Raw genomic sequence first — 24946 nt, 5'->3', positions numbered from 1 at the left:
AAAACTGAATAATCTGCTGACAGGCTGTACCATCGCCATACGGATTATGTGCTGCAGCCATTTCAGCATAAACATCAGGATTTTCAAGCAATTCTGCTACCGACTGTTCAATCGCAGCGATCTCTGTTCCCACTAAACGCACTGTGCCAGCCTGTACAGCTTCAGGTCTTTCTGTGGTATCTCGCATTACCAGCACCGGTTTACCTAAAGAAGGTGCTTCTTCCTGAATCCCGCCAGAGTCAGTCAGAATCAGGTAACTACGATTCATTAAATAGACGAAAGGTAAGTAGTCTTGAGGCGCAATCAGATACACATTGTCAATATCGGCTAAAAGTGCGTTTACCGGTTGCTGTACATTGGGATTTAAATGCACCGGATACACAATCTGGATATCCGGATATTTTTTTGCCAGATTCGCTAAGGCCTGACAAATATTTAAAAAACCCTGGCCAAAGTTCTCACGACGATGACCCGTCACCAGAATCAGTTTCTTCTCTTGCTCGAGAAATGAGAACTGCTGTTGAAATTGTTCGACCAGTGTTTGATCTTGCTCAACCTTTTGTTTGACTTGCAATAGCGCATCAATCACGGTATTACCAGTCACGACAATAGTCGCTGGATTCACATTTTCTTTAATCAGGTTGTCATAAGAGGATTGTGTGGGTGCAAAATGATAATTTGCCAATACCCCGGTTAATTGTCGATTAGCTTCTTCCGGCCAAGGCGAATATAAATCACCTGTACGTAGCCCAGCCTCAACATGCCCTACTTTAATTTTATGGTAATACGCAGCTAAGGATGCGGCAAACGTGGTCGCGGTATCACCATGTACCAAAATTACATCTGGCAGCCATTGTTCAAACACCTGCTCCAGACCTTTAAGTACTCCGGAGGTCACATCAGAGAGCGTTTGTCCTGGCTTCATTAAATTCAAGTCAAAATCAGGTTTTAAACTAAATAGCTCCAACACCTGATCTAGCATCTGCCGATGTTGTCCGGTTACACAGACTTTGGTCTCAAAATCTTGCGAATAGTGTTGTAACTTTAAAGCCAAAGGCGCCATTTTTATCGCTTCTGGCCGTGTGCCGAATACCAATAAAACTTTCTTCATCGAATTTACCCTTTTTATATATGACTTATTATCTATGTTTTAAAAGTCTCTTAAACCTCTAACCTGTTTGGTTAATACACGCGTTTTTATCTATATAGACCAGTACTCGAATTGGAACAACTAGACCTTGATTGAAAGGATTTGACGAAATAACAATTACAGCTCGTCGCTAAAATCCTGTTTTCCTAACGAGAATATCTTACTTGTTGCTCATCAACTTCTATCACTGCTGTGTTTTAAAGCAAAAAGCTTTAACTTTTCTCATACACTCGAATGACACTATTTTTACTGAATATAGCAGGAATGATTTCAATCAACTTTATCTTTTTTAAATGTTTTCTACAGGTAGTAAACAGTCCATTTTATGGCTTTAATCAAAGCTGAAATACGTTATTACAGCAAAGACTTAACCGAACTTGATTTAAACGCTCTAACAGTACTCAAAAGCTTTTTATAGCGTTCTTCCCAGCCTTTAAATTATCATATGCTGCAAAGCCATTTTTATGTTTTTTCAGATAAACTAAACATACAAACCGAAATGATTCTTCGGTGCTTTTTTGATATTTTTCAGCTAGAATGACCCCAATTCTAAGTCCAAAGATATGTTGTTGCGTGACAACAGATATAACTATTCAAGGGTCGAGTGTGAAGCATTATCAACTTTTTTCCATTCTTGCGATTAGTCTGAGTGCAACAGCCTGTGCTGTAACTTCTGGCTTACAAACACATGATATTCCAAGTGAAGGTGTATACACGACTGACCAGGGAACCAATGTCAACGTAATTAAAATTACCCAGGACAACTTACCCGCGATTCAACCTGCTCAAATTGACTATCGCAACAACTATTCGACACTTTTTAAACAACAGCAACGGGCTTATCGCCTAAGTTCAGGTGATATTCTCTCCATCCAGCTTTGGGCTTATCCTGAAATCACACCACCAGTTAATAATCTAACCAATGATCAATCGATCCAAGCCAATGGTTATCCAATTGACTCCAATGGCTATGTTCAAGTTCCCTTGGTTGGACGCTATAAAGCTTCGGGTAAAACACTTTCACAAATCAACATCGATTTACGCAACAGATTTGCACAATATTTAAAGAATCCTGATGTGATTGTACGGGTCCTGTCTTATCAGGGACAGCGTTATTCGGTGCAAGGTAGTGTCATCAAAGGTGGACAGTTCTATTTAAATGATCAACCCATCAGTATCTATACGGCTTTGGGTATGGCAGGTGGTGTTACCGATAAAGGTGATAATACTTTTATTCAATTGATTCGTAATGGGCAAACTTATGATCTGAATAGTATCGCGTTGGAAAAAGCAGGCTATTCGCTACATAAGCTTTTAGTCCAACCGAACGATACGATTTATGTCAGTAGCCGCGAAAACCAGAAAATTTATGTGATGGGTGAGTCAGGCAAAAATCAGGCTCTACCTATGCGTGATCAGGGTATGACTCTCAGCGATGCCTTAGGTGAGAGCCTAGGGATTAATCCTCTTTCGGCCAGCGCCAGCCGGATTTATGTGCTCCGTACCAATCCTCAAGATCGCCATACCGAACTTTATCATCTCAACCTAATGAGTCTGGGTGATTTTGGACTTGCCAATCAATTTAAGCTGCGTAGTAATGATATTGTCTATGTCGACGCGACTGGTTTGACGCGCTGGCAACGTGTGATCAACCAGATTATTCCTTTCTCTAGTGCGCTATATAATTTTGATCGTCTAGGGCAATAACTAAATGGATATTAAAAATATTTTAGTTGTTTGTGTAGGCAATATTTGCCGCAGCCCCATGGCAGAGTATCTACTCAAACAGCAACATCCAGAGTTACAAGTCGAGTCAGCGGGTATTTCTGGCTTGATCGGGCATCCGGCTGATGACAAAGCTCAATTATGTATGCAACGTTTAAATATTGATATGGGTGCGCATATCGCTAAAAAACTAAATGCAGAGCAACTGAAGCAAGCCGATCTGATTTTAGTGATGAGCCATAATCAGCAAAAGCATATCGAGCAAACATGGCCGTTTGCCAAAGGCAAAGTATTTCGTCTAGGGCATTGGCAAAATAAGAATGTACCTGATCCCTACCAACACGATCAGGCCTTTTTTGATAATACCTGTCAGTTGATTCAGCAGTGCGTGACTGACTGGAAAAATTATATTTAACTTTTTAGATTAAGATTATGAGCCAAACTATCAAAACCGAAGATACAATTGACCTGAAAGAGCTGTTCTTTGCTCTGATCGCCCAATGGAAACTCATTGCACTGTGTATTATTCTCAGTTTGGTCTTAGCTTTACTTTACCTACGCACTACACCTAATACTTATTCGGTTGATGCAATGGTACAAGTGGAAGACAAAAAAGGGGCTTCTGCCGCATTACTCGGTGATCTATCACAAATGATAGAGCAAAAATCACCAGCCCAATCTGAAATCGAAATCTTAAAGTCGCGCCTGGTACTTGGCTCTGTGATTCAGGCCCTGCATCTGGACCTAAATATTTCCAGTCCGGAAAATACTTTTTCACATCGTTTATTTAATAAAGCTGATTATGCCACTGAATATAACCCTAAAGCGGTTACCTTTCATGATGAAGAAAAAAGCTTTGATATCCAGCAATTTGATGTACCAAACTATTATCTGGATAAGACACTGAGCTTAAGCTTTAAAGATCAAAATTTTAGCTTAACCGATCCTGCCACAGAAGAAGTAATCTTAACAGCACCATTAAATAAGCTAAATCAAATCAGTACCCGTTATGGTGTCTGGAAAATTGCGATTTTTACTAAAAATACCTTTGATACGCATTATTTGGTCCAGAAGAGCTCTTTACCTGCCGCAGTTCAAGCGCTTAATAATAATTATTTTGTAGCAGAAAAAGGTAAACTGACAGGAATTTTAGGGTTAAATTATCAAGGTCAGGACAAAGAACATATTACCAAAGTGCTGAATGCAATTTTAGCGGCGTATAGCGCACAAAATGTCGAGCGCCGCTCTGCTGAAACCGCACAAACCTTAAAGTTTCTGGATGAACAATTACCAGAGTTAAAAAAACAACTAGACGATGCAGAACGGCTATTTAACAAGTTCCGCCAACAATATAATACAGTTGATGTCACCAAAGAGTCCGAACTGTATTTAACCCAAAGTATCACACTTGAAACCAAAAAAATTGAGTTACAACAGCAACAGGCAGATCTTGCAGCCAAATATACGGCCGAGCATCCAGCGATGCGTGAAATCAATGCACAAATTGGCGCATTAAATAAGCAGATAGCAGAACTCAATAGTACCTTGAAACAATTACCTGATATTCAAAGACAATATTTACAACTGTATCGTGAAGTTGAAGTAAAAACCCAACTTTATACTGCTTTATTGAACTCGTATCAGCAATTACGTATCGCCAAAGCCGGTGAAATTGGTAATGTGCGGATCGTGGATACGGCCGTAGAGCCAGTAGAACCAATTAAACCGAAAAAACTACAAATCCTGATACTTTCGATCTTCCTTGGTGGCTTCTTGGGAACCGTGATTGCACTCCTACGTAATATGTTACGTACAGGAGTAAAAGATTCGACCCAAATTGAAACGGAATTTGATTTACCTGTCTATGCCACCGTGCCGCGCTCACCTGTTCAAGAAACCCGTATAAGTATCTTGAAGAAAAAGAAATCGATTCCTATTTTGGCGGTTAAACATAATGATGATATTGCGGTAGAAAGTTTACGGAGTATTCGAACCGCGATTCATTTTGCATTATCAAATGCTAAAAACAATATCATCATGATTGCGGGTCCTTCGCCAGAAGTTGGTAAATCATTTATTTCCACCAATTTAGCTACTATCCTTGCGCAGAGCAATAAAAAGGTCTTGTTGATTGATGCCGATATGCGTCGTGGCTATATGCATAAATACTTTAATCTTGATGTTAAACCAGGTTTATCTGAATATTTAAGTAATTTGGCTGACTTAAACCAAGTCATCCGTCAAACCGATGTAGCTGGTCTCAGTGTGATTGCACGGGGTAAAAATCCGGCGAATCCGTCTGAAATGTTGAGTTCAGAACAGTTTAAAGCCTTGATGGAACAGTTGAGCCAGCAATATGACCATATCATTATTGATACGCCACCAGTATTGGCAGTAACCGATGGTATTATTATTTCGCAATATGCGGGTGTGAATTTACTGGTTGCACGTTATGCCAAATCACAAATGAAAGAGCTTGAACTGAGCCTGAACCGTTTTGAACAGGCCAATGTGAAAGTGAATGGCTTCATCTTGAATGACATTCAACGTTCAAGTGCTGGTTACGGCTATGGTTATAACTATTCATATGCTTATAAAGCCAATAAAGATGACTAAGCAAACTTTAAATTGATTGTTAGAAAACCAGATCCCGGGATCTGGTTTTTTTTATGCTTAAACACATAAATCTTATAAAAAACCCACGCATTTTTGCGCTTAATTATTCAATGCCTCAGCTTAGACATGCTAAGATCATTGCCATATTTTTTATTCCAATCTCACTTTGGGACATCTCATGAGTAAAGCTTTACCTTTCGTTGTCGCAGCCGTATTAGGCGGTGCAGCACTCGTTCCTGTCTATTATGCAACTCAACACCCAGCGACTGAACTTGGGGCAAAAGCTGATAAAAATGCAGCACCTGTCGCAAAAATCAGTTATGCACTCGGCTACGAAGTGGCTAAGCAAACACCACCAGAATTAGAAACCAGTGCATTTATTACAGGTTTCCGTGATGCCCATGCACAAAAACCTGCTGCATATACAGAAGAAGAGTTACAGGCAGCCTATGTAGAATTCCAGAAGCAGCTGCAACAAAAGCAAATGGATGAAAGCAAAAAAGTTGAAGCAACCAATAGCAGCTTCCTGGCAGAAAATGCCAAAAAAGAAGGCGTGAAAACCACCGCTTCTGGCCTGCAATATAAAATCACCAAAGAAGGTACAGGCAAGCAACCGACTGCAAGCTCTACCGTGAAAGTTCACTACAAAGGCCAGCTTCCAGACGGTAAAGTATTTGATAGCTCTTATGACCGTGGCGAGCCAATTGAATTCCCACTGAACCAGGTTATTCCTGGTTGGACTGAAGGCCTACAGTTGATGAAAGAAGGCGGTAAGGCAACGCTTTATATTCCTGCCAACCTCGGTTACGGTGAACAGGGTGTGCCTGGCTCAATTCCACCAAATAGCCCATTGGTATTTGACGTAGAATTAATCGCTGTAAAATAAATGATTTAAGGAGGGCTGGTGCCCTCCTTTATTTTTTTTGGAAGATAGAATGAAAAGATTAGGCCTGATTTTAATTGCCTCAACCATCGGAACGGTTCAAGCAGCACCCATTTCCACAAAGAGCCCACAAAAAGATCAACTCGGCTATAGCTACGGCTATCTGATGGGTCGAGGGAATGCCGAAACACTCAAAGATTTAAATATCGAGACCTTTGTACAAGGCTTACAGGAAGCCATGCAGGGTAAAGCCGCCTCTTTAACCGATGAAGAAATGGCCAATGTGCTGAATCAATATAAAAAGCGTCTGGAAGCCAAGCAATTGGTTGAGTTTCAGGAACAGGCCCAAAAAAATGATCAGTCCGGCAAAGCGTTTTTAGCGGAAAACGGCAAAAAAGCCGATATCGTAACCACCAAGTCAGGCTTACAATATCAAGTGCTCCAAGCTGGTAAGGGAAAATCCCCCAAAGCTACCTCTACCGTTAAAGTGAATTATGAAGGCCGTTTGCTGGATGGTACCGTATTTGACAGTTCTATCGCCCGTAATCACCCTGTGGAGTTCAAACTGAATCAGGTGATTGCAGGCTGGACGGAAGGTGTGCAAACCATGAAGGAAGGCGGTAAGAGTCGCTTCTTTATTCCAGCCAATCTTGCTTATGGCGATGTTGGTTCAGGTGATGCGATCGGACCAAACAGTACTTTAATTTTTGATATTGAATTACTGGAAGTGAAATAATAAAAAACCCTCCATGTTGGAGGGTTTAATTTTTCAAATGACCTATGCTTTTAAATGTCTCGGTCTAAATCCTGTCACCAGCAATCCGATTAGGTAAGCAACTACCCCCACCACACATAAACCGATCACTTCTGCAATACGCAGCCATTGTGAGACTTCTCCCTGATACCAGGTTAAGCCATACCACAATGCCGCAATCATAGCGATATTAGCCACTGCATATTGAAACGCCAGTTTTTTCCAATGCGCGCCAAAACGGAAGATATTACGTTTATGCAGATAGAAATACAGCATGCCCGCATTCACCAAAGCAGAGCCAGAAGAGGCTAAGGCCAAAGCCATATGCTCCGCCTGCCAGTCAATCAATTTAAAGAAGCCAATAAACACCACGTTGAGAATGGCATTGGCGGCAACCGCCATTAAACCCACCCGAACAGGCGTTTTGGTATCTTGCTGAGCATAGAAGCCCGGAGCAAACACTTTGATCAGCATAAACGAGATCACCCCTGCACTCATACATTGCAGTGCCAACGCGGTCATCTTGGTGTCTTCCCAAGTAAACTCACCGCGTTGGAATAGCGCTTGAATGATCGGCGTCGACAACATAAATAAGGCAATACTGGCAGGAATCCCGACCAGCATAATCACCTTGGCGGCCCAATCAATCATACTTCTAAATTTGGTTTGATCCTGTTCAGCATGGCGTGCAGACAATGACGGTAAAATCACGGTACCAATCGCGACACCAATCAATCCCAAAGGTAACTCGGTCATCCGCTCGGCACTATATAACCATGAAACTGAACCATCCTGCATAAAGGAAGCCCAAATGGTATTTAGCAACAGGTTAATCTGGGTGACCGATACACCAAATAAAGCAGGTAACATCAGCTTTAAGATGCGATCCACACCTTCATGTTTGAAATCCACTTTAGGTGGAATCAGCAAATTTTTCTTCCATAATTCCGGAATCTGAATCGCTAGCTGCAGAACCCCTGCGGCAACCACAGCCCAACCCAATGCCATAATCGGCTCAGCCATATACGGCGTCAACCACCACGCCCCAGCAATCATTGCCACATTAAGCAAGACCGGAGAAAATGCAGGTGAAGCAAAAGAACCATAACTGTTGAGAATACTGCTGGCAAAGGCCGTCAAGGACATAAACATCAGATAAGGAATGGTCAGGCGGAACATATCGACCGCGAGCTCAAACTTCTCTGGATCGTTATGGAAGCCCGGCGCATAGAGATAAATAATGGCAGGCGCAGCCACCATCGCCACAAAGGTCAGTAAGGACATGGCCGTGAGCAAACAGCCAAATACCCGACTAATGAGAATCTGGACTTCAGCATGAGCGCGGCTGGTTTTATATTCGGTTAAAACCGGAATAAAGGCTTGAGAAAAAGCCCCTTCTGCGAATAAGCGCCTAAAAAAGTTGGGAATACGAAAGGCAACAACGAAGGTATCGAAGTCCTTACCCGCACCAAATACATTGAGCAGTACCACATCACGTACCAACCCCAACACCCGGGATAACATTGTCATTGCACTGACAATTACAGTCGATCGCCACAATGCCATCGCACTCACCTACGGCTTATCTTTTAAAAAGCGTTATTGTAATGAAAGTCCTGATGGATTTCGTTGTGAAATTATAAATCTATCGATGTTTTTTCGGCTAACTTGTGTTGAGCAAGCAAATTCCGGAACAATGGCCAATCAAAATACTCACCTGGATCGGTTTTGCGTTTGGGTGCAATGTCAGAATGCCCTGCAAGATGATTCTGAATTTTTGGGTAAGCCTGCTGTAAGGTGCTGACCACTTCAACCAGAGACTGGTATTGTTCGGGCTCAAAGGGTAAATCATCACTCCCCTCCAGTTCGATCCCGATCGAATAATCATTACATTCTTTCTGCGCAAGATAGCTTGAACGACCTGCATGCCAGGAACGCTCATTAAAGTTCACAAACTGAATCACTTCACCTGTGCGCAAAATCAGCAGGTGTGCCGAGACCTGCATCCCTTGAATAGTCTGAAAATAAGGATGGAGCGACCAGTCCAGCTGGTTCTGAAAAAATTGCTGAATATAGCCCCCACCAAACTGGGAAGGCGGCAAACTGATATTGTGAATGACGATCAGTTGAATATCGGTTCCGGCAGGTCGTGCATTAAAATTAGGCGAGGCAATCTGGGTCGCCCCCACCAATACGCCCTCTTGTACTTGAGCAAATCTAGCGTGTTGCATTGTAACTCGAATCAGCAATTTAATCTGTATAGGCGCCATTCTGCCATGCTTTCTCCAGAATAATCGAGATGAAATACTTATTTTTTATGAGGAGAGTGCTAATATAATGCACACGTTTTTTAGTCAAACATACACTGGAACTGGTATGAGTATTCCTCAATCTTTGCTTGAACAATCTATTCAAATCAATATTCAACAAGCATTACAGGAAGATATTGGGGATGGAGATATTACCGCCATGCTTACACCAGTCGATGAGCAAGCCACTGCGACCATTATTAGCCGTGAAGAGATGGTCTTGGCTGGTCAGCCTTGGGTGAATGCCTTGATCCAAGCCTATGACAACAGCGTGCAAGTGACTTGGTTAAAGCAAGAAGGTGACGTTGTTGCGGCAAATGAAGCGTTCCTCAAACTCGCTGGTTCAGCGCGCAGCTTACTCACAGTAGAGCGTCCAGCTTTAAATTTTATCCAAACCATGTCTGCGGTTGCGACTAAAACTGCAAATTACGTTAAACAGCTCGATGGTTTACATACCAAACTGCTCGATACCCGTAAAACCTTACCTGGCCTGCGTATTGCACAAAAATATGCGGTAGCCATCGGTGGCGGACAAAATCACCGCTTAGGTTTATTTGATGCATTCCTGATTAAAGAAAATCATATTATGGCTGCGGGCGGCATTGCCCAGGCCATCACCAAAGCCCACGAAATCGCACCAGGCAAACCGGTCGAAGTCGAAGTGGAAACTTGGGATGAGTTAAATCAGGCACTGGAAGCAGGGGCTGATATCGTGATGCTAGATAACTTTAGTCAGCAACAGATGATTGATGCGGTGAAACATGTGGCAGGTCGCTGCAAGCTAGAAGCATCGGGCAATATCACTATTGAAAATTTACGTGAAGTGGCGACCACTGGCGTGGATTACATTTCAATGGGTGTATTGACCAAAGATGTAACAGCGGTTGATTTATCGATGCGTTTTAACGCTTAAGCCTGATCGGTCTCTTTGTTTTGAGACTCATGCTTTTGGGAAACCAAAATTTCTGTGTTCTTAGCGACTTCTGTCGTTTCAACTTGCCACGCTGATTTGGCTTCGGTCGAATCAGTGGGGCGTGGATCTGCCGCCATTAAAACAAAAGTTACTGCGGTGAGTAACACCAAAAATACCTGTAACATGCTTTCCCTTCAATGTGTTTGTTTCAATTTGCCTCAATCTAGCAAATTTAAATGAGTCAAATCAGTGGGCTGTGTTACAGGCATGTAAACTCTCGGTAATGTTGTGTTGACGATGCTGGCTTTATGTCTGCTTTCCTTTCTTGCTGTGTAAGCCGACAATGCTCAGCACCATGACTGATTAAAATAATAATGATGGACAGCATATTTGAGGCTTTATTCCACTTACTTTTTAAGTTGTTCCGCTTTGTATTTATGAATGTGATCTTTGAGATTCTGTTTGAAGGATTGATCCGTAGTATCGGTTATGCGGTTGTCCGCTGTTATCGTCTCGGGCAGCGGGTGGATTTTGACAGTACTGAAGTATGTGTAGCGGGTTTTCTTAGTGTGTCGCTGCTGATCGCACTCTGTCTTTACTTTTTATTACGCTAATCGAATCTAAAAAGCAGCCTAAGTGCTCACCTAGACTGCTTTTTCTGATCTCCTCCAATAATTTATAACTCCATAAAGCCCATATACGGATCAGAAATCGAGTCTTCATTGGTTTCAATACGCCCAGCAAAACGACGGCGATAGCTCGGATCATTTTCAATGGTGACGGTAAAATCATACCAGCCGCCGAACTCGCTCATATCCCAGCTCAGTTCCTGTTCAGCCGCAGCCGTTTCAATGTGCCAAGTCTTATTCGGCAAATAGGCATTGGCTTTGACCAGCAATTTTGCAGTCTGCCCCGCATCATTACGTACTTTCAGGAACAGTTTGGGATCACATTCTTCCATACAGACCCGGATTTCTGGCAATGCCTGAATTTGTGCGAGCTGTGTCAGGTCACCGCTAAAGCTACGATGAAAACCATTGGGTCCCAATACCCACAAATCATACTGATTGTCCTTGCTTTGCCAAATATCATCCAGCTGCTTGCCTGCCTCCACCATATAACGGCGCGGTACCGCATCCAGATTCAATTTATCATAGACATGAAATACGGCTGCATGTGTCCCAGTATTAGAGAACATCAGTTTGACTGTTTTCGCGCTGCTATCCACTTTGGCACTGGTGTGCAAAATATATGGCAAGGCACGCGATGGTCGGATACCCAGTTCCTGAACAGGATAAGTCTGGCTGTCTGGACGGCTGACTTGCGCTAATTGCTCCTGTGCTTTACGAATCGCATCCGCATCGGCTTTACTCTTCTTACCTGCCAGATCTGGCATAGGCAGTAAATTCGGAGTCTTAAAGTTAAAGGCCGAGGTTAAATCACCACATACGGCACGACGATAAGGACTGATATTCGGTTCCTGTACCCCAAAGCACTGTTCTAGGAAGCGAATTACGGAGGAGTGGTCAAACACCTGTGAGTTGACCCAGCCGCCACGACTCCATGGCGAAATGATATACATCGGCACACGGATTCCTGGCCCATAGACCCCGACCCCATTACTGACCTCTGGATTGGTAAAATTCGGTTGGCCACTGGATGCCTTGGCATGTGTTGCATACTCATAGGACATCTGTTCCTTGCTTAAGGTCGATTTGCCATAGACCTCACCGGATATATCCATTGAAGGTGCACTTGGTGAAGGTACATGGTCAAAGAAGCCATCATTTTCATCGAAGTTAATCAGGAAAACCGTCTGGCTCCAGAGTTCCGGACGCTCTGTAAGTGCATTGAGGACTTCCTGAATATACCATGCGCCTTGCACAGGGCTTGAAGGACCCGGATGTTCACTATAGGTTGCAGGGGCCACCAGCCAGCTCACCTGCGGTAACTGCCCTTTGGCAATATCGTCTTTAAATGAACCAAGGAAACCGCCATCTGGCATGGTATTGGCAATCCCTTTATACAAGGGTTGTCTGGCATCAATGGCTGGGTCATAAGCTGGGCAAATAGTGGTGTTATTCACCGGTTTGCCTGATAATTCATTGGCACGGCGGTACTTTTTAAAACCAGCCAAGGGATTATCGGTAAAGTTATCTGGCATGTTTTGATAGACTTTCCAGCTGACGCCTGCTTGCTGTAGGCGTTCAGGATAAGTAGTCCAGTCATAACCGGTGAGAGATGACCCAATCGAGTCCAGATCATTGACCACGCTGGCAACATTGGCCCCGGTTGGACCATTGGTTCCCGTCCAGATAAACATACGGTTAGAGTTGGTTCCGGTGTGCATGGCGCAGTGATACGCATCACACAAGGTAAACGCATTGGCTAAGGCAAACTGGAACTCAACTTCCTGTTGTTTGTAATAGCCCATCGATTGTGGTTGCTTGTATTGCACCCATTTCCCCATCCGGCCATGATCCCAGGCATATTGCCCATCGGTCCATGAATGCGGTGTGCCACTGACCCGCTGCGCATTGCCGCGGCTGCTGTCCAGGTGATACGGATAGACCTTGTTCTTTTTGGCATCGTACTGTTCCCAGACTTTACGACCTTCACTTAAAGGAATGGTGAAACGGTCGCCAAATCCACGTACCCCTTTCAAGGTGCCAAAATAATTATCAAAAGAGCGATTTTCCTGAGTCAGGATCACCACGTGTTTCACGTCTTTAATGGTGCCGGTTTCGACCTTGGCATCAATCGCCAGTGCCTTTTGAATACTCATTGGAAAACTGGTCAGCGCTGCAGTCCCAAATAGTGCCTTAGTTGAATTTAATAAAAAGTCACGACGATTCATTTTATTCATTTCCTTATTGTTATTCTTTAAGGGGCGCAATGCATCTTGCAGCTTGAGGTAGGTGGCTTCGGCTCTGGTTGAGCGTTATTGTTATCGCCACTATCGCTATCGTTACAGGCACTGAGTAACAGGCAGCTCCCAGCAAGTAAGGCTAAAAAGAAATTTCGCATTTGACGATCCGTTCAATATCAGTGCAGATAGTCAATACAATCTAAATGACAGTTCGATGATGATTTGATCGCAGTTTGATGACAAAAAACAGATAAAAAAAAGGCGGTCTAAACACACCAGACCGCCCGCACTATCAACTGGAACTTACCAACCGAGTGCCTGCTGTTGCTTCTGAATCAACTCCATGATTCCTTTTTCTGCAAGCTCTAACATGGCATTGCACTGCTGGCGGGTAAACGGCTTGTCTTCTGCCGTACCCTGAATTTCAATAAATTCACCCGCCTGAGTCATCACCACGTTCAAATCGGTTTGGCAATTTGAATCTTCTTCGTAGCATAGATCAAGGAGCACTTCATCCTGATACATACCCACTGAAATTGCTGCCACCAGACCTTTTAATGGGTCCTGTTTAATTTTCTTGTTGCTGAGCAATACATTCATGGCATCTACCAAAGCCACTGCTGCACCGGTGATTGCCGCAGTACGGGTACCGCCATCGGCCTGAATCACATCACAATCGATGGTAATGGTGTTCTCACCTAACTTCTTCAAGTCCACCATGGCACGTAAGCTACGGCCAATCAGACGCTGGATTTCCTGAGTACGACCGGTTTGTTTACCACGCGCCGCTTCACGATCACTACGGGTATGGGTTGAACGTGGCAACATGCCATATTCAGCAGTTACCCAGCCTTGACCCTGACCTTTCAGGAAGCGTGGTACCGAGTTATCAATACTCGCCGTACACAACACTTTAGTATGACCAAACTCAACCAAAACTGAGCCTTCTGCGTAACGGGTATAGTTACGGGTAATTTTTACCTCACGTAATTGGTCTAATGCTCTTTGGTCAATACGCATAACGATTCCTTAAAACTATGGCTCAAATATCATTGCGCCATAGTATAGCTCAATTACACGTGCTTTCAGTTTTACTTATTCGTTACAATTCACCCAATTAAGCAAACTTAAACTTTGACTTGAGGTTGCTCCAACCTTGTGCCAGTTGCGCAGAGAAGTCATTTGGCAATGAACATTTGGCCAAACGCACCCACACGGTCCAGAACTGCTTCATAAAGTTGGCTTCGTTATAATTCACGCCATATTCGGCACATAAGGCCCTGATTTGTGGTGCCACCTGTTCATAACGATTGGCAGGCATATCCGGAAATAAATGATGCTCAATCTGATGGCTCAAATTACCACTCATGAAGTGCATCCACTTCCCGCCGGTGAAATTACTCGAACCACGAATCTGGCGCAGATACCACTGAGCCTTGGTCTCGTTCTCGGTATTGTCCGCTTCGAAGGTCTCGGCATCTTCAGTAAAGTGACCATTAAAAATCACAGCTGATGACCACAGGTTCCGGATAATATTGGCGACGGCATTACCCGCCAGCACGGGAAGAAAATTCACTGTGGCAATGGCCGGGAAGAACACATAATCTTTCAGCACCTGGCGTCTGGCTTTTTTACGGAACTCCGCCGCATCTGCCCAAACCTGTTTCCAGGTTTTGGTTTTATACACCAGTGCATCTTCCAGATGCAGGTTTTGTACCCCCACATACCACTGAAAAAACAACATCAACTGTAAGGCCAACGGAATATTGGCCAAATGACGTACTTCCCATTTCTGGTCTTCAGTGACACGTAAAATGCCATAACCCACATCATGATCTTTACCGACAATATTGGTGTAGGTATGGTGCATATAGTTATGGGTATAGCGCCAGTCATTGCCTGAACAGGTATTGTCCCAGTCGTAATCTTCACCACGTAAACTTGGATCATTGAGCCAGTCAAACTGACCATGCATCACGTTATGGCCCAGTTCCATATTCTCGACGATCTTAGACACACCCAACATGGCGGTTCCCAGTAACCATACTGGTGGAATCCAGCCACCAAACATCAGCATGCCACGCGATGCGATTTCGGTATAACGCACGAAATTACGCACTTTATAAATATATTTTGAATCCTGCTCACCAAGGTTTTGCATCACTTCCAGTCGGATTTGCTCGACACGGCGACCAAACTCTTCAACCTGTTCAGGGGTTAAATGTGCTGACTTGGATGCGTTTTTAAATTCTAATGCCATATTCATTGTGCTGATCCTCAAATATCTTTGTTTTTATAGGTCAATGGTGACTGGGCTCAGTGCCTGGCTCACACATAACTTGATTGGACGATTCGGTTGATCATCAATTTCACCCGTGAGCAGGTTCTGGGTCACGCCGCTAACTTTGGTACAGCTACAGCGGTTACACACGCCCATGCGGCAACCATGTTGTGGTCGTAAGCCCGCTTGCTCTGCACTGCTCAGCAGATTGGTGGTTGCAATAAAATTCTGTTGTGCACGACGGAAGCTAACCGGTTGTGCTTCACTGGAGTGCTCGACTTGTACAGGTTGGAAAAATTCTTGATGAAAGTTTTCCGCTGCCGCATGCTCGGTATAAATCTGTTGCGCCTGTTTCATCATGCTGTGGTGACCACAGGCATAGGCTTGCATCTGTTTAAAATTCGGGACTAACTTTTCTAACAATGCTACATCTAAATGCTGTTTTTGCTGTGCCGTATTAAAGAAGTGATAGTGCAACTGTGGATATTGCTCAGCCAAAGCCAAGATGTCCTGATGCAATACTTCAGCACGGTTAAAATACAGCACATGCACGTGTTCAAGCTGCTGTTGCAACGCTTGTTTTAATAAAGCATAAATCGCGGTAATGCCTGAACCTGAAGCAATCAGTAATGCAGGTTGCTGACCTTGATGTAAGACGAAATCACCTTGTGGCTGAGAGATTTCAAAGCTGTCCCCAACACGTAATTGTTGTGCTGCCTTAGACACCACACCTTGCACTTTAATGCCTAGACGGATTTCGCCTCGCGGCGTAACTTCAATAATCGAATAACTACGTTGCTGATAGACCCCATTAATCATCAGGGTAATTAAAACGCTTTGACCGGCTTTCACCTGGCGAACATCAAAATGATGATTGGGCTTTAAGCTGAGGGAAACCATATCTTCGCTCAGCGGCTGCACAGCAGTGACTTGCGCAAGAATGCGTTTCCAGGCGAAGGTTGGTTTGATCTTTTGCAAGATAAAATCAACGAAATCTTCTCGAATCCAATGTGGCTGATAACTTAACTCTGCGTTCATACGTTCCTCGTTTTGTATCTGGCTATTTATTTTGAGTGAACAAATGTTCATGTAGTGAACATGTGTACACTATATTTATTTGTGTTCACTGAGTCAACACTTGTTCACTAATTTTTTGAATATTTTTTGTACTTGTTATAAGCCATTCAAAATACGGGGAAAATAAAGCACTCTTTTCAGATAGGGCGGGTAATTTGCATACCTGTTGCATCCATAAAGATCAAAAACATCTGTATTTAGCAATGTACGAAGACTAAAAAGTTTCCGTTTTTTTTGCTAGACTCTTTGGTATGGTTTTAATGGATCTTATTCATGTCGATTAGAGATGAACGAAAACAACAGAGTCGACAGGCTTTACTGGATGCAGCCCTCCACCTCAGCACTGCTGGGCGCTCATTCAGTAGCATTAGCTTGCGTGAAGTTGCACGTGAAGTTGGTTTGGTTCCAACGGCGTTTTATCGTCATTTTCAGGACATGGATGCGCTCGGACAAGAGCTGGTCGATCAGGTTTCCTTGCATTTAAAAAGTCTGATTCATCAATTGGGGCAAAGTTACTTGTTACACAGTGGTTCAGCCAAAACTCGGACCAGCATTGAATTATTTGTACAGGCGGTTAATCACAGCCCGCAACAATGGCAATTTATGATTGCGGAGCGTTGGGGCGGATCTGAAACGGTACGTATCGCCATCGCACGTGAAATTGAATTTCTGATCGAAGATCTGGCGATTGACCTGTGCAAGCTCGAAACCTTCAAACACATCAAGGAAGCCAAGCATTTGCAGGTGCTTTCGACCATCCTGATTAATATGTCATTTACCTGGGCCATGACCTGGATCAATCTGCCAAAACAATACACGATCGATCATTTACTCGAACAGCAAAACCTGTTTATTGACAATGCCGCGACCCAAGTGCGCTTATTATTCAGTGGGATTTCCAACTGGGAACCCCAAAACGCTTGATCATATCCAAACCAAAGTTTGATATATAAAAGCATTGCTTCGCGTTATGATGCATTGGACACTAATGCAAATGCAGTGTAGAACACTATGAGGAGCTTATAAGCATCATGAATCCAGATCGTCATACTCAGTTCTTAATTCGTAAAGAAAAAATCTTGCAGGTTGCAGAAAAGCTGTTATTAGAAAACAACCAAGAAATGACCCTCGATGAACTGGTTGCTGAACTGGATATTGCCAAAGGCACCCTATATAAACATTTCCGTAGTAAAAATGAGTTACTGCTGGAACTGATTATCCAGAATGAAAAAGAAATCTTAAAAATTTCAGATAAATACAATACGGATGTCAAAGAGTATGCACCACGTTACATGCTCTATCACCTCACTTCTCCAAGCCGTACCATTCTGCTGCATCAGTTAGAAGAACATCTGACCATGACCGAATCCAAGTTAAAGCATCTGTTTGATGAGCTTTACTCGATCCGTCAACAACGTATTGTGTCGTTAAAAGACATGACTGAAAAATATTTAAAATCACAGAATTACGATATGTCGATCCGTGATTATCTGTCTTATATCTGGTCACTGACCTATGGCGCGGCCTTATTGTTGAACTCAAGCTACTACCAGCGTTCGATCGGTTCACGTGAGAAATTGATTAATCTGTATGTCAATCAGGCCTTGTCGCTGCCCACCCAGAAAGTCCAGATTGATTTAAAAGACTTTCAGCTGGAACAAGACTAAATAAAAAAAGGACTGTCGCCGCAGTCCTTTTTTTATATATGTAAATGCATTAATTATTTGGCTTTACGTTCTTTTTCTAACAGGTAATTGACTACTTGAGTGACTTTACCATCTTCACCCTGAACCACATACTTACCATTTACCACCACGGCAGGAACACCCGTCAACTGGTACTGCTGTGCCAGTTTATTTGATTCGGCAATTTTTGCAGAGATCGGGAAAGAGTTAAACATGCTGTTAAACTTCTGCTCAGGTACACCGTAACGGGCAAAGAATTTTGCCTGAGAAGCCTGGTCAAAGATCTGCTGGCCACCTTCATGAATTGCATGGAACAGTGGAATATGGGTTTTCTTACGCACACCCAGTGCTTCAGAAACGTAATAACCACGCGCGCCTTGTTCCCATACCTTATTCATTGCCGCCGGTGTACGAAGGAAATAGACGTCTTTTGGAATTTGTTTTAACCATGCCTGCATATGCGGTTCAAGCTTGAAGCAGTGCGGACAACCATACCAGAAGAATTCACGCACTTCGAGCTGGCCGGCTGGTGCAACCGTTTTGCCTGGATTTGCAATCACGGTATAGTCCTTACCAGCCACAAAATCAGCTGCCACGGCATTCATTGAAAATGCTAATGCAGCCACACTCAAACCACTTAATACTAACTTTTTCATTGACTTTGCTTTTCCTCTAAGCATTTTTCGTAAGTTTATATGCTAAATATAAAACAAACACGAGCAATTCGTTTTGCTTCTGTGAAGTTTTTTATTGGATTTATCGCTTTTTTTGCCAGAATCGCTACACTAAGCTAAATTCAGACTCAAAACATTCTCTGAAATTAGATACTCGACAACGTCATCTGCAACCTGAGCGAACCAAAGCATTAAAGCTTTGGTGTAGCGCAAGACAAGCGAAGTGCGTAGTTTTTTTTCAAGCATAGCTTTCACCTTGCGGTACGGCAAAGATTATTAATCTTTGCTATTCGTCCCTCAGGTTTTGCAGATGACAATGGTTTTGCCTACTTTTCCCGAAAGAAAAGTAGGTCGAACCGAAGGTCTATCCTGAAATAAGATGAAAACTCGGCAAGACTCTGCTTGGTTTAATGTTTTAACTAAGGATTTGATCATCATTACAACTCCATAAAATATTGATAGAGGCTCTTCCATGTCGCAATTGAATGTTGACCCGCAAGAAATCGCAAAATTTGAAGCATTGGCTGCCAAATGGTGGGATCAACATTCTGAATTCCGCCCGCTCCATCAAATCAACCCTTTACGTCTAAACTGGGTGGATGAACGCGTGGGCGGCCTGGCAGGCAAGAAAGTCCTTGATGTCGGCTGTGGTGGCGGGATTCTGGCAGAAAGCATGGCACGTCGTGGTGCCGATGTTGTGGGCATTGATATGGGCGAAGCGCCGCTTGCCGTGGCGCGTTTGCATGCCCAGCAGGACAATGTTGAAAATATTGAATACCGTCAGATTCCAGTCGAGCAACTGGCGCAGGAACAGGCCGGTCAATATGATGTAGTAACCTGTATGGAAATGATGGAACATGTACCAGACCCTGCTTCAATCGTGAAAGCCTGCCAGGCTTTGGTTAAGCCAGGCGGTCATGTATTCTTCTCGACCATTAACCGTAATCCGAAATCATATTTATTTGCCATTATCGGTGCGGAATACGTGCTTCGTTTACTGCCAAAAGGCACACATGACTATCATAAATTCATTCGCCCTTCAGAAATGGCACATGATATCCGCAATGCAGGTCTCACCCTCAAAGAAATGACCGGTTTACATTACAACCCGATCACCAAACATTACTGGCTAGCGCCAAATGTTGACGTGAATTATATGGTTCATACCACAAATACAGGTGCGTGATGAAAGCTGTTTTATTTGATCTTGATGGTACGCTGATCGATACCGCTGCCGACTTTATCCGTATCATTCAACAAATGTGCCGTGATGAGCAGCGCCCTGTGGTGGATGCCGCAACCATTCGCACGCAGGTGTCTGAAGGTGCGCGTGCCATGGTAAAACTGGTCTATCCAGAATTAGAGATTACCGATCCTGTATTTTTAGGACATCGCCAGCGCTTTTTAGATGTCTATGGTGACAATATTGTAGTCGACACCAACCTGTTTGAAGGCATGTATCCTTTACTGGAAGAACTGGAAGCCCACGATATCCCGTGGGGTATTGTGACCAATAAACCTCGTGGCTTAAGCGAGCTTTTACTCGCGGCCTTAAACCTGACCGATCGTTGCGCTGTGCTGGTTTGCCCGGAAGATGTCAGCCACACCAAACCCGATCCGGAACCGATGTATCTGGCGGCCAAAAAGCTTAATCTTGATGCCAAAGACATCATTTATGTCGGCGACCATCCACGTGATATTGATGCAGGCCGTAATGCAGACATGTATACCATTCTGGCTGCCTATGGTTATTTGCCTGTAGAAACACGTGATGATCTGGCGGCCTGGCAGGCCGATGCCATTATTCACACCATCCCCGAATTACACCAGCTGCTCAAACAGAAAATCACTGTTTTGTCAGAAAATCAGGGTATGATGGGTTAATTATTAACGATAAAAACAGGAGGCATAACAATGAAATATTCAGAATATCAACCTCGTCCAGATTTGCTGAAAGACCGTATTATCCTGATCACCGGTGCCGGTGATGGTATTGGACGTGCTGCTGCGATGAGTTATGCCCTTCATGGTGCAACCGTTGTATTACACGGCCGTACCCTGAATAAACTTGAAGTGATCTATGACGAAATTGAAGGTTTGGGTGCGCCTCAACCTGCAATCTTACCTTTGCAGCTTTCAACTGCTTCAACGCATGACTACGAGCTTCTGGTCAATACGCTGGAACAGCAATTCGGCCGCCTTGATGGCATCTTGCATAACGCAGGCATGCTCGGTGACCGTGTTGAACTGGCAGAATATCCGGTCGATGTCTGGGATGATGTCATGGCAGTCAATTTACGTGCGCCTTTTGCCCTTACCCAGGCCTTATTACCGTTGCTACAGAAATCTGAACACGCCTCTGTGGTATTTACCAGTTCCAGTGTCGGCCGTGAAGCCCGTGCCTTATGGGGTGCCTATTCAGTGTCTAAAGTAGCCACTGAAGCCATGAGCAAGATTTTTGCCGCTGAAAATACCTATCCGAATATCCGATTTAACTGCATCAATCCAGGGGGTACACGTACCGCGATGCGTGCCAAGGCTTATCCGGAAGAAGATCCAAAGGTTCTTCCAACACCGGATAGCATTATGCCAGCCTACCTGTATCTGATGGGTGACGATAGTCTGGACATGAACGGGCAAAGTATTGACGCCCAAGCTTAATTTCATCCTTACAATAATTCTAAATAACATTGGACCCTGAGGTTAAAACTGTTTTTTTCAGAGAAATGAGTGAAAACTCTTCATTGTTTTAAAACAATAATGAATTGATCTTCACAGTTTCTCTGCATTTTTAACGTACAGTAGTTCACATGAGAGACATCCGAAGTCAATAAGGTGCATCATGAAAAAATTTTTCATTATCTTGGTTTTAGGTTCAACCACCCTGTTCAGTAGCATGGGGAGTTTTGCAGGTCCGCACGATCGTGATGAGGATTCGCGCGGTGGCGGCTGGCAAAATGGTCGTGGCTTTGATCGTCCGGATGGTGAAAATCGTCAACGTGAACGTCGTATGCGTGAAGAACGTGGTGTCGAGCGCTTAAAGCAACATCGCTGGCAGGCAGGTTATGTCATGCCACAGCACTATCGTGGCAACGGTTATAAAGTCGATTATAAAGATAATAATCTTCCTCGACCGAGCCGTAACGAGCAATGGTACAAAATCAACAACGACTATATTTTGGTCAATTCGGAAGATAACAGTATTATCCGTATCATGGGTTTCTAGGCACAGCCCCAATCGCTTGACCGCTAAAAGTTGGGTTGTTGTTTTAGGAAGTGATTTATATTTTCATTTTTTTCGTTAAAATCAGATCAATTGGTACATCTCTGAGATTCACATGGCGACCCAAATGACTGAAACGTTACATAGTACAACCCAAGATTATGTACACTGGTTTCGCCATTCCGCACCGTATATTAACGCCCATCGTGATAAAACTTTTATCCTGATGTTTGCCGGTGAAGCAGTTCAACACGAAAATTTTCAGCATATTATTCATGATATTGCCCTGTTGCATTCTTTGGGCATCCGCTTGATTCTGGTTTACGGCGCACGCCCGCAAATCAACCAGAATCTGCTTGATCGCAATATTGACACGCCATTTCACCAGAACCATCGCATTACCACCCGCGAATCATTACGTGGTGTTATGAATGCGGTGGGTTCAATCCGTTTGGAAATTGAAGCCCTACTCTCCATGGGTCTGGCCAATTCACCGATGTACGGCGCTCGCATCGATGTGGTGTCTGGTAATTTTGTCACCGCCAAACCTTACGGGATTCGTGATGGTATCGACTTCCAGCTTACGGGTGAAGTCCGTTCGGTGGATACTGATGCCATTCAGCGTCATCTGGATAACCATAATATCGTCCTGCTGGGGCCAACCGGCTATTCAACCACAGGGGAAGTCTTTAATTTACTGGCAGAAGAAGTGGCGACCAAGACCGCGATTGCATTAAAAGCCGATAAACTGATTTTCTTGGGTGAAAGACAAGGTTTAATGGATACGCAGCACCAGTTATTGCGTGAGTTAAATCCGCACCAGCTGGAACCCTATATTCAACAGAACCAGCAACAATATCCAGAATTTGCGCTCCATCTCAAACAGGCGCAACAGGCCTCTTTATCGGGAGTGCATCGTGTGCATCTGATTTCATATGCCTATGATGGCGCCCTGATTGAAGAGCTGTTCACCCGTGATGGTGTCGGTACCCTGATTACTGATGCACACTATGAAGAAGTCCGCATTGCCAATATCAATGACGTCGGCGGTTTAATTAATCTGTTACGTCCACTGGAGCAGGAAGGCATTCTGGTTTATCGCTCGCGTGAACGTCTGGAAAGTGAAATTGAACAGTTTGCGGTAATTGAACGGGACGGTATGATCCTGGCCTGTGCAGCCCTATACCCGATTCCGGCCGGATCAGATGAAATCCGTTCTGCTGAAATTGCCTGCGTGGCTGTGGATTCAAGCTATCGTAAATCCAATCGCGGTAGCCAGATTTTACAATTTCTGGAAAGCAAAGCCAAACAACAAGGGATTCAGCAACTGTTTGTGCTCACCACCCGAACCGCGCACTGGTTTCTGGAACAGGGCTTTGTCCCTGCCAGCGTCGATGATTTACCGAATGCGCGTCAGGAGTTATATAACTATCAGCGTAATTCTCTGGTATTTAAAAAGAGACTGCGCTAAGCATTGAGCATGATGAAGGGATATGTTTATTTTTGATAAAGATCTCTCTTCATCATCATTATCTCTGCTTAAGTCTGTATGAAGAATAAATTCACCAACTGATAAAATAATGAAAATCTAATTAAAAACAAAAACTTAATATATTTCATTTTTTAATTCTTATTCCATTTATGGATAAGGTTATGCAATCTTGTATTTTGCACTTTTCCTCATAAACAAAGCCCGATTTGTTATTTTTTATGCAATAAAAAAAGTTTTAGCTTAGTTGCTCATCTATTTAAATCTTTTGATTTTTCGGGGAGCACAAGCATCATGGCTATTTCAAACCATCGCTCATGGACAACATATACCCTCATCGCGGCAAGTCTTGCCAGTTTGATGGGTGTTGCAGGCTGTGCCAAAAAACCTGAGCAGCAAAGCACCACAAAACAAGAAACCACCACATTAAATATCGGCTTTCAAAAGTATGGCATCTTGCCGATTGTCAAAGCAAAAGGTGAATTAGAAAAAACGCTTGCTGCTCAGGGTATACAGGTGAAATGGGTTGAATTCCCGGCCGGCCCCCAGTTATTGGAAGGTTTAAACGTCGGAAGTGTGGTCTTGGGTGAGGCTGGTGAAGCACCACCGATCTTTGCCCAGGCTGCCAATCCCAATCTGGTCTATGTAGCTAATCAGCCCGCTGCCCCATCCGCAGAAGCCTTGATTGTGCAAAAAGATTCGCCAATTCAATCGATTCAGGATTTAAAAGGCAAGCGTATTGCATTGAATAAAGGTTCCAACGTGCATTACCTATTACTTAAGTTGCTAGAAGAAAATAATCTGACCTTAAGTGATATCCAGCCCGTTTACCTTCCGCCTTCAGATGCACGTGCTGCCTTTGAAAAAGGTGCTGTCGATGCATGGGTGATCTGGGATCCATTCCTTGCTGCAGCTGAGCATCAGATTCATGCGCGTGTCATTGCCAATGGCGAACATCTGGTCAGCAACCATCAATTCTATCTATCTGATCGCCAATTCGCACAAAATCATCCGCAAGTGCTAAATACCGTGGTCACCACGCTTAATCAAACCACGGACTGGGTCAAAACGCATCCAGACGATGCTGCAAAACTGTTAGAAAAACCGACCGCACTTGAATTCGACATTTTAAAAACATCAATTTCGCGTATGGGTTTTGGGGTTCAGCCCATTTCTGAAAAGGTTGCCAAAGAACAGCAATATGTGGCTGATGCATTTTTTGCCCAGAAACTGATTCCAAAGCAGCTTGTGATCCAAGATGCATTACTGAGCAAGAAATAAGCCCATTTTAAGTCTTC

At 43.7% G+C, this 24946-nt stretch carries 24 protein-coding genes; 15 read left to right on the top strand and 9 right to left on the bottom strand.

The annotated features are described in order from the left end of the window. On the bottom strand, positions 1-1111 hold a 1111-nt coding region (wecB, locus tag ACINWC323_RS00085), incomplete at its 3' end, for a non-hydrolyzing UDP-N-acetylglucosamine 2-epimerase (protein ID WP_009516375.1). A 645-nt stretch (positions 1112-1756) separates the two neighbouring features. On the opposite strand from wecB, the gene ACINWC323_RS00090 reads away from it, so the two are divergent. From ACINWC323_RS00090 to bamJ (ACINWC323_RS00110), 5 genes are all read left to right on the top strand, one after another. Beyond that, positions 1757-2857 carry a polysaccharide biosynthesis/export family protein gene (locus tag ACINWC323_RS00090; protein WP_005228282.1) on the top strand — a complete coding sequence of 367 codons (1101 nt, stop codon included), beginning with the start codon at positions 1757-1759 and terminating at the stop codon, positions 2855-2857. 4 nt (positions 2858-2861) lie between these two features. Continuing rightward, the gene (locus ACINWC323_RS00095; protein ID WP_009516394.1) at positions 2862-3290 is read left to right on the top strand and encodes a low molecular weight protein-tyrosine-phosphatase; all 429 of its coding nucleotides are present in this window, start codon (positions 2862-2864) and stop codon (positions 3288-3290) included. A gap of 17 nt (positions 3291-3307) precedes the next feature. Beyond that, complete coding sequence (locus tag ACINWC323_RS00100; RefSeq protein WP_009516374.1) at positions 3308-5491, top strand: polysaccharide biosynthesis tyrosine autokinase; 2184 nt, start codon at positions 3308-3310, stop codon at positions 5489-5491. A gap of 178 nt (positions 5492-5669) precedes the next feature. Beyond that, positions 5670-6377 (top strand): BamJ family beta-barrel-assembly machinery protein, encoded by a 708-nt coding sequence (gene bamJ, locus ACINWC323_RS00105; protein ID WP_005281438.1) that lies wholly within the window; start codon positions 5670-5672, stop codon positions 6375-6377. Between the two features lie 49 nt (positions 6378-6426). Continuing rightward, on the top strand, positions 6427-7110 hold the full coding sequence (bamJ, locus tag ACINWC323_RS00110; protein ID WP_009516380.1) for a BamJ family beta-barrel-assembly machinery protein: 684 nt from the start codon (positions 6427-6429) through the stop codon (positions 7108-7110). A gap of 42 nt (positions 7111-7152) precedes the next feature. On the opposite strand, the gene murJ is transcribed toward bamJ (ACINWC323_RS00110), so the two are convergent. After that, positions 7153-8703, bottom strand: coding sequence for a murein biosynthesis integral membrane protein MurJ (gene murJ / locus ACINWC323_RS00115; RefSeq protein WP_171062237.1), 1551 nt, complete (start codon positions 8701-8703; stop codon positions 7153-7155). Between the two features lie 62 nt (positions 8704-8765). Beyond that, positions 8766-9359 (bottom strand): 1,6-anhydro-N-acetylmuramyl-L-alanine amidase AmpD, encoded by a 594-nt coding sequence (gene ampD / locus ACINWC323_RS00120; protein ID WP_005281445.1) that lies wholly within the window; start codon positions 9357-9359, stop codon positions 8766-8768. Between the two features lie 145 nt (positions 9360-9504). Between ampD and nadC the strand changes: the two genes are divergently transcribed. Beyond that, positions 9505-10350, top strand: coding sequence for a carboxylating nicotinate-nucleotide diphosphorylase (gene nadC, locus ACINWC323_RS00125; protein ID WP_005228267.1), 846 nt, complete (start codon positions 9505-9507; stop codon positions 10348-10350). Here nadC and ACINWC323_RS00130 read toward each other — a convergent pair. Next, positions 10347-10535, bottom strand: a complete 189-nt coding sequence (locus tag ACINWC323_RS00130; protein WP_009516376.1) for an ABZJ_00068 family colistin stress protein — start codon at positions 10533-10535, stop codon at positions 10347-10349. The genes nadC and ACINWC323_RS00130 overlap by 4 nt on opposite strands. Before the next feature lie 189 nt (positions 10536-10724). Here ACINWC323_RS00130 and ACINWC323_RS0119450 point away from each other — a divergent pair, with 189 nt between their 5' ends. Then, positions 10725-10964, top strand: coding sequence for a hypothetical protein (locus ACINWC323_RS0119450; protein ID WP_081401867.1), 240 nt, complete (start codon positions 10725-10727; stop codon positions 10962-10964). Positions 10965-11026: 62 nt separating this feature from the next. Here ACINWC323_RS0119450 and ACINWC323_RS00135 read toward each other — a convergent pair whose 3' ends face one another. From ACINWC323_RS00135 to ACINWC323_RS00150, 4 genes are all read right to left on the bottom strand, one after another. After that, a complete protein-coding gene (locus tag ACINWC323_RS00135; RefSeq protein ID WP_009516370.1) occupies positions 11027-13207 on the bottom strand; it encodes a phosphocholine-specific phospholipase C in 2181 nt (726 codons plus the stop codon). Between the two features lie 315 nt (positions 13208-13522). Next, complete coding sequence (gene rph / locus ACINWC323_RS00140) at positions 13523-14239, bottom strand: ribonuclease PH (protein ID WP_005228254.1); 717 nt, start codon at positions 14237-14239, stop codon at positions 13523-13525. 97 nt (positions 14240-14336) lie between these two features. Next, complete coding sequence (locus tag ACINWC323_RS00145) at positions 14337-15479, bottom strand: fatty acid desaturase family protein (protein ID WP_171062238.1); 1143 nt, start codon at positions 15477-15479, stop codon at positions 14337-14339. Between the two features lie 33 nt (positions 15480-15512). Then, a complete protein-coding gene (locus ACINWC323_RS00150) occupies positions 15513-16538 on the bottom strand; it encodes a flavin reductase family protein (RefSeq protein ID WP_009516400.1) in 1026 nt (341 codons plus the stop codon). 312 nt (positions 16539-16850) lie between these two features. Between ACINWC323_RS00150 and ACINWC323_RS00155 the strand changes: the two genes are divergently transcribed. Further along, positions 16851-17501, top strand: a complete 651-nt coding sequence (locus tag ACINWC323_RS00155; protein ID WP_005228248.1) for a TetR family transcriptional regulator — start codon at positions 16851-16853, stop codon at positions 17499-17501. Positions 17502-17608: 107 nt separating this feature from the next. Then, the gene (locus ACINWC323_RS00160; protein ID WP_005228246.1) at positions 17609-18244 is read left to right on the top strand and encodes a TetR/AcrR family transcriptional regulator; all 636 of its coding nucleotides are present in this window, start codon (positions 17609-17611) and stop codon (positions 18242-18244) included. A 53-nt stretch (positions 18245-18297) separates the two neighbouring features. Here the strand turns inward: ACINWC323_RS00160 and ACINWC323_RS00165 are convergent, their stop codons facing one another. Continuing rightward, a complete protein-coding gene (locus tag ACINWC323_RS00165; RefSeq protein WP_005281463.1) occupies positions 18298-18918 on the bottom strand; it encodes a thiol:disulfide interchange protein DsbA/DsbL in 621 nt (206 codons plus the stop codon). Positions 18919-19408: 490 nt separating this feature from the next. Here ACINWC323_RS00165 and ubiG point away from each other — a divergent pair, with 490 nt between their 5' ends. From ubiG to ACINWC323_RS00195, 6 genes are all read left to right on the top strand, one after another. Next, positions 19409-20122 (top strand): bifunctional 2-polyprenyl-6-hydroxyphenol methylase/3-demethylubiquinol 3-O-methyltransferase UbiG, encoded by a 714-nt coding sequence (ubiG, locus tag ACINWC323_RS00170; RefSeq protein ID WP_009516391.1) that lies wholly within the window; start codon positions 19409-19411, stop codon positions 20120-20122. After that, a complete protein-coding gene (locus ACINWC323_RS00175) occupies positions 20119-20820 on the top strand; it encodes an HAD family hydrolase (RefSeq protein WP_171062236.1) in 702 nt (233 codons plus the stop codon). Before ubiG ends, ACINWC323_RS00175 begins: the two co-directional genes overlap by 4 nt. 30 nt (positions 20821-20850) lie before the next feature. Continuing rightward, a complete protein-coding gene (locus ACINWC323_RS00180) occupies positions 20851-21597 on the top strand; it encodes a YciK family oxidoreductase (RefSeq protein WP_005228239.1) in 747 nt (248 codons plus the stop codon). Positions 21598-21778: 181 nt separating this feature from the next. After that, a complete protein-coding gene (locus ACINWC323_RS00185; protein ID WP_004773416.1) occupies positions 21779-22162 on the top strand; it encodes an RcnB family protein in 384 nt (127 codons plus the stop codon). 112 nt (positions 22163-22274) lie between these two features. Beyond that, positions 22275-23630 (top strand): amino-acid N-acetyltransferase, encoded by a 1356-nt coding sequence (gene argA, locus ACINWC323_RS00190; protein ID WP_005228233.1) that lies wholly within the window; start codon positions 22275-22277, stop codon positions 23628-23630. Between the two features lie 312 nt (positions 23631-23942). Further along, entirely contained in the window at positions 23943-24929 is a 987-nt protein-coding gene (locus tag ACINWC323_RS00195; protein ID WP_009516384.1) for a sulfonate ABC transporter substrate-binding protein, read from the top strand. Positions 24930-24946: the final 17 nt, after the last annotated feature.

The sequence above is a fragment of the Acinetobacter sp. WC-323 genome, from assembly GCF_000314615.1.
GTDB lineage: Bacteria > Pseudomonadota > Gammaproteobacteria > Pseudomonadales > Moraxellaceae > Acinetobacter > Acinetobacter courvalinii.
Note: the sequence above shows the minus strand (reverse complement) of the source record. Positions and strands in the feature narration are given on the sequence as shown.